Annotated in this window: 4 protein-coding genes; 3 read left to right on the plus strand and 1 reads right to left on the minus strand. The window is 70.8% G+C overall.

Annotated features, from left to right (window positions below; genetic code table 11):
• Positions 1-82 precede the first annotated feature (82 nt).
• Positions 83-1054: a pirin family protein gene (locus ACWD68_RS20690; RefSeq protein ID WP_451807869.1), complete on the plus strand. Its 972-nt coding sequence runs from the start codon at positions 83-85 to the stop codon at positions 1052-1054.
• 133 nt (positions 1055-1187) lie between these two features.
• On the plus strand, positions 1188-2294 hold the full coding sequence (locus ACWD68_RS20695) for an AI-2E family transporter (protein ID WP_451807870.1): 1107 nt from the start codon (positions 1188-1190) through the stop codon (positions 2292-2294).
• Here ACWD68_RS20695 and ACWD68_RS20700 read toward each other — a convergent pair.
• Positions 2204-4699, minus strand: coding sequence for a SpoIIE family protein phosphatase (locus tag ACWD68_RS20700; protein WP_451807871.1), 2496 nt, complete (start codon positions 4697-4699; stop codon positions 2204-2206). The genes ACWD68_RS20695 and ACWD68_RS20700 overlap by 91 nt on opposite strands.
• Before the next feature lie 166 nt (positions 4700-4865).
• Between ACWD68_RS20700 and aspS the strand changes: the two genes are divergently transcribed.
• Complete coding sequence (aspS, locus tag ACWD68_RS20705; protein ID WP_451807872.1) at positions 4866-6629, plus strand: aspartate--tRNA ligase; 1764 nt, start codon at positions 4866-4868, stop codon at positions 6627-6629.
• Positions 6630-6760 lie beyond the last annotated feature (131 nt).

A 6760-nucleotide genomic window follows, 5' to 3' on the forward strand; every position in this document is an offset into this window, starting at 1 on the left:
GGAATGCCCTCCGGGCGTCCGTCGTTACGGGTAGCAGAAAGTTCAATCCTCAACTAAACTCGAAGCACAAGGAGGTACCGACATGCCCGCAGTGACTGTCGAGAACCCGCTGGCCCTGCCCCGTGTGGCTACGCCGGCCGACGCCGTGGAGCGTCCCGTGCTGGCCGTGACGACCGCGCCCAGTGGCTTCGAGGGCGAGGGTTTCCCGGTCCGACGCGCGTTCGCCGGGATCAATTACAAGCACCTCGACCCGTTCATCATGATGGACCAGATGGGTGAGGTGGAGTACGCGCCGGGTGAGCCGAAGGGCACCCCCTGGCACCCCCACCGCGGCTTCGAGACCGTGACGTACATCATCGACGGCGTCTTCGACCACCAGGACTCCAACGGTGGCGGCGGCACGATCACCAACGGTGACACGCAGTGGATGACGGCGGGCTCGGGCCTGCTGCACATCGAGGCGCCGCCGGAGTCGCTCGTCATGTCCGGCGGCCTCTTCCACGGCCTCCAGCTGTGGGTGAACCTGCCGGCCAAGGACAAGATGATGGCCCCGCGATACCAGGACATCCGCGGTGGCACGGTGCAGCTGCTCAGCACCCCGGACGGCGGTGCGCTCCTGCGCGTCATCGCCGGTGAGCTCGACGGCCACCAGGGCCCCGGCATAACGCACACACCGATCACCATGGTCCACGCCACACTGCGGCCCGGCGCCGAGATCACCCTGCCGTGGCGCGAGGACTTCAACGGACTCGCGTACGTCCTCGCCGGACGCGGAAGCGTGGGCGGGGACCGCCGCCCGGTCCACACCGGCCAGACCGCCGTCTTCGGCGCGGGCTCCTCGCTGACCGTCCGCGCGGACGAGAAGCAGGACTCCAACACCCCGGACCTGGAGGTCGTCCTTCTCGGAGGTCAGCCGATCCGTGAGCCGATGGCCCACTACGGCCCCTTCGTGATGAACACCCGCGACGAGCTGCAGCAGGCCTTCGAGGACTTCCAGAAGGGCCGCCTGGGGACGATCCCGGCGGTGCACGGGATGTCGGAGGGCGGGCTGTAGGCCCTTCCCCTTCCGGGGTCCAGGGGGTGCAGTTCGGTCACCCCCTCCGCACGACCGGCACCTTCGCGAGGCCTTCTCCCCCGTTCGGCCTTCGCGGGGTGCCGGTTCGGCTGACGCATGGTCAGTTGGATGGGTGCAGCTACTCCCCGAGGGTGCCCGGCGGTTGGCGGCGTGGTGCGTCGTGATCCTGCTGGCCGCCGGAGTGGGATGGGTGGGCATCCTGCTCTGCGGGGAGTTCCGCACGGCGGTGGTACCGGTACTGCTCGCGCTGCTCGGGACCGCCCTGCTCGGGCCGCTGTACCGGCAGTTGGTGAGGGTACGGGTCAACCGGTCGCTGGCCGCCGCCCTCACCTGCGTCGCGGTGGCCGTCGTCGTCGGCGGCGCCGTCTACATCGTCGTCGCCGCCCTCATCCACACCGGCGCGCAGATCGTGGACTCGCTCCGGCAGGCCGCGAAATCCGTCGCCGAGCACTTCGGCGCGGCCGGCACATCGCTCGACGACCTCGCCGCCAACTCCAAGGATCTGCTGACCGAGTTCGGCAGCACGGCCGCGGCCAATGTCGTCAGTGGCGTCAGCGTCGTCGGCCAGACCATCGCCATGGCCTTCCTCGCCCTGCTGCTCGTCTTCTTCTTCCTGCGGGACTCGCACCGGGTGGCCGGAACCCTGCGGTCGCTCGCGCCCCGGGGGACCGCCGACGTCGTCGAGGCCATGGCCCGGCGCGCCTTCGGGGCCGTCGAGGGGTTCATGCGCGGAACGACGATCATCGCGCTCATCGACGCCCTGTGCATCACCGTCGGGCTCCTGATCCTGCGCGTCCCGGGTGCGGTGGGGCTCGGCGCTCTCGTTTTCGTGGGGGCCTACATCCCCTATCTCGGCGCGTTCATCTCCGGCGCGGTCGCTGTGCTGGTCGCGCTCGCGGACCGGGGGTTCGTCATCGCCCTCTGGGTGCTCGGGGTCGTCCTGGCCGTGCAGGTCCTGGAGGGGTACGGCCTCCAGCCGATGATCCAGAGCCGGAAGGTGCAGATGCATCCGGCGGTGGTGCTGCTGGCGATCACGGCGGGCGCGTCCGTCGCGGGCGTCCTCGGCATGCTGCTCGCCGTACCGCTGACGGCGGCTGCCTTCGGCGTGCTGCACGAACTCCGTGCGCGTTACGCGCCGGGACCGGACGGCCCGGAAGGTCCTGAGGCGCCGGGGTTCCCCGGAGTGCCGGGGGCGGCGGGGCCTTCCGAGGACTCGTGACGTTCCGAGGACGCGTAACCGTCCGTGGCATCGGAGCCGGAGCCGGAGCCGGAGCCCGAACCGGAGCCGTGCGCGGCGCGGGAGCCGTTCTCGATGCCGGATTCGCCGGTGAGCAGGGGATCGTCCGCCTGGGGGGAGCCCGCCGCGGGGCCCGTGCCGGACGGTTCGCCGCGATCCGCCGCCTCCCCGAACGCCGCGAAGGCCTCCAGCACCGCGGAGTCCTGCGCGGTCCCGGGCTCCCCGGCAGCCGCGTCCGAGGTTTCGGAGAACTCGAACCAGATGCTCTTGCCCTCGCCCCGCGGGTCCACCCCCCACGCGTCCGCGAGCAGTTCCACGAGCACCAGTCCGCGTCCGGACGACGCCAGCTCCCCGGGATGGCGCCGGTGCGGCAGGTCGTCGCTGCCGTCGGTGACCTCCACCCGCATCCGCCGCTTGGCCGGCTCGCCCGTCACCTCGGCGACGAGCAGCGCGTCGGCGTCGGTGTGCACGAGGACATTGGTGACCATCTCGGAGACGAGCAGGACCGCGGAGTCGAGCTGGTCGGCGGAGGCCCAGTCGTGCAGGAGCTCCCGCAGCTGCTGACGGGCCTCCGCGATCCGCTCGGGCTCGGCCTGCGCCACGGTCAGCATCGTGCGGCGCATCATCGGCCGAACGGTCGGGGCCGTGTCGTCGTAGCCGCCCGTCCCGCCCAGCCGGGACAGCAGCAGCACCGCTATGTCGTCCTCGCGCCGGTCGGCCAGCGGACCGGTGGTGTGGTGGGAGGAGGGCCCGTGCACGGCCTGGACGAGCGCGTCGGCGAGGGCCTCCATGTCGCCGTCGTGGGACTCGAGCGTGCGGCGGATGCGGCGCCAGCCGGTGTCGAGGTCGTGGCCGCCGGTCTCGATGAGCCCGTCCGTGCAGACCAGCATCGTCTCGCCCGGCTCCAGGACGAGCCGGGTGGTGGGGTAGTCGGCGTCCGGGTCGATGCCGAGCGGCAGCCCGCCCGCCGTGGGCCGCATCAGCACCGTCCCGTCCGCCATGCGTATCGCGGGGTCGGGATGCCCGGCGCGGGCGATGTCGAGCGTCCCGGTCGCCGGGTCGACCTCGACGTACAGACAAGTCGCGAAGCGCACATCGCCGGGGTCCGCCGGGTCCTCGCCCTCGTCGGCGCCGCCGCTCGATCCGTAGGTCACCGAGTCCGTGACCCCGTACAGGAAGCGCGAGGCCCGGGACAGCACCGCGTCGGGGCGGTGGCCCTCGGAGGCGTACGCGCGCAGGGCTATCCGGAGCTGGCCCATCAGGCCCGCGGCGCGGACGTCGTGGCCCTGTACATCGCCGATGACCAGCGCGAAGCGGCCGGCCGGCAGCGGGATCATGTCGTACCAGTCGCCGCCGACCTGGAGGCCGCCGCCGGTCGGGATGTAGCGTGCGGCGACGCTCATGCCCGGCATCTGCGGGCCGAGCGTCGGCATCATCGAGCGCTGGAGGCCGTCGGTCAGCTCTCGCGCGGTCTCGGCCGCTCCGGCGCGCGAGAGGGCCTGCGCGAGCATGCGGGCGACGGTCGTGAGGACCGAGCGCTCGTCGGGCGTGAAGGTGACGGGATACGTGAAGGCCGCCATCCACGCGCCCATGGTGCTGCCGGCGACGGTGAGCGGCAGGAACGCCCAGGACTGCCGCCCGAAGTGCCGCGCGAGCGGCCAGGAGGCCGGGTAGCGCTCCCTGTAGTCCTCGGGGGACGAGAGGTAGACCGCACGGCCCGTACGGACGACCTCGGCGGCCGGATAGTCCGTGGTCAGCGGCATGTGCGTGAAGGGCCCCTCGTCGCCCGGCTGGTGCCCGTGATGGCCGATGATCGTCAGCCGGTCGCCCTCCGCGCCGAAGACGGCCAGCCCGTCCGGCGAGAAGCCGGGCATCGACAGCCCCGCCGCCACCCGCAGTACCTCCGCCGTGGACCGTGCCTCGGCCAGCGCCCGCCCCGCGTCCAGCAGGAATGCCTCCCGCGAGCGGCGCCAGTCCCCGGTGACGGGGGTGCGCGCGGCGGCGCCCGGAGGCTGCTCGCTGACCTCCTGAAGGGTGCCGATCAGCTCGTAGTGCCCGGTCTCGGGGTCGACGATCGGCTTCGAGCGGCTGCGGACCGTGCGGAGCACCCGGCCGTGTCCGTCCATGATCCGCATCCGGGCCTCGGCGAGCGTGCCCTCGGCGACCGCGAGCTGCACCACTCCGTCCATCTCGTTCCAGTCGACGGGGTGGACATGGGAGCGTGCTCCCGCCTCGGAGACCGTTGTCTGCTCCGCGGGCATGCCGATGAGCCGTGCGGCTTCCGCGTCGAAGGTGACGAGGCCCGCGGTGGCGTCCCAGCGCCATACGCCGGTCGCGAGAGTGACCAGGACGGCCCCCACGGCGGGCAGGGGCTCACCAGTGCGCATGGGCCCACTGTATGAACAGGTGATCGGTGCCTGCCACCGATGCTGTCCAGGGCGCCGAGCACCGGCCGAGCGGCTCATGATGGGGAGGTGATCCTGGGCTGCCCGGTACCCTGGGGGTGTTTCACGTGAAACAGGCCCTCAATCCGCGAAGACTGGATGAACGACGATGCATCGGTACAGGTCCCACACCTGCGGCGAGCTCCGCGCCTCTGACGTCGGCAGCGACGTCCGGCTGAGCGGCTGGCTGCACAATCGCCGAGACCTGGGTGGCATCCTCTTCATCGATCTGCGCGACCACTACGGCATCACGCAGCTCGTCGCCCGCCCCGGCACCCCCGCCTACGAGGCCCTGGACAAGGTCTCCAAGGAATCGACCGTCCGCGTCGACGGCAAGGTCGTCTCGCGCGGTACGGAGAACGTGAACGCGGAGCTGCCGACCGGCGAGATCGAGGTCGAGGTCGGTGAGGTCGAGCTGCTCGGCGCAGCCCAGCCGCTGCCGTTCACGATCAACGCCGAGGACGGGGTCAACGAGGAGCGGCGCCTGGAGTACCGCTTCCTCGACCTGCGCCGCGAGCGCATGCACCGCAACATCCTGCTGCGTACGGCCGTGATCTCCGCGATCCGTCACAAGATGACGGCGCTGGGCTTCAACGAGATGGCGACCCCGATTCTCAGCGCCACCTCCCCCGAGGGCGCGCGCGACTTCGTGGTCCCCTCCCGGCTGAACCCCGGCAGGTTCTACGCGCTCCCGCAGGCGCCGCAGCAGTTCAAGCAGCTGCTGATGATCTCCGGCTTCGACCGTTACTTCCAGATCGCGCCCTGCTTCCGCGACGAGGACGCCCGCGCGGACCGTTCGCCGGGCGAGTTCTACCAGCTCGACGTCGAGATGTCCTTCGTCGAGCAGGAGGACGTGTTCCAGCCCATCGAGAAGCTCATGACGGAGCTGTTCGAGGAGTTTGGCGGTGACCGTCACGTCACCTCCCCCTTCCCGCGCATCCCGTTCCGCGAGTCGATGCTGAAGTACGGCTCCGACAAGCCGGACCTGCGTGCCCAGCTGGAGCTCGTCGACATCACCGACATCTTCGAGGGCTCGGAGTTCAAGGCCTTCGCGGGCAAGCACGTGCGCGCCCTTCCGGTGCCGGACGTGTCCGGTCAGACGCGGAAGTTCTTCGACGGCCTCGGTGACTACGCGGTCGAGCAGGGTGCGAAGGGCCTGGCCTGGGTGCGGGTGGGTGAGGACGGCTCGCTGACGGGCCCGATCGCCAAGTTCCTCACCGAGGAGAACGTCGCCGAGCTGACCAAGCGCCTCTCGCTGGCCCCCGGCCACGCGGTGTTCTTCGGCGCGGGCGAGTTCGACGAGGTCTCGAAGATCATGGGCGCGGTGCGGGTCGAGGCCGCGAAGCGCTCGGGCAACTTCGAGGAGAACGTCTTCCGCTTCTGCTGGATCGTCGACTTCCCGATGTACGAGAAGGACGAGGAAACCGGCAAGCTCGACTTCTCGCACAACCCCTTCTCGATGCCGCAGGGCGGTCTGGAGGCCCTGGAGACCCAGGACCCGCTGGACATCCTCGGCTGGCAGTACGACATCGTCTGCAACGGCGTCGAGCTGTCCTCCGGCGCGATCCGGAACCACGAGCCCGAGATCATGCTGAAGGCCTTCGAGATCGCGGGCTACGAGCGGGAGACCGTCGAGGAGCAGTTCGCCGGCATGCTGCGCGCCTTCCGCTTCGGCGCCCCGCCGCACGGCGGCATCGCCCCGGGCGTCGACCGCATCGTCATGCTGCTCGCGGACGAGCCGAACATCCGCGAGACGATCGCGTTCCCGCTCAACGGCAACGCGCAGGACCTGATGATGGGCGCGCCCACGGAGCTGGACGAGACCCGGCTGCGCGAGCTGCACCTCTCGGTACGCAAGCCGCAGCCGAAGTAGCGGCGCGGCGCACGCGGACGTAGGCAGCGCACGTCGAAGCAGACGTCGCCGCCGAAGTGGCTCGGAACCGACGTCGGACCTGGCTTTCCTGGACCCCCCGTACGCCGTCTCGGACGACGATCTACGCGAGA

The sequence above is a fragment of the Streptomyces sp. NPDC005141 genome, from assembly GCF_053599975.1.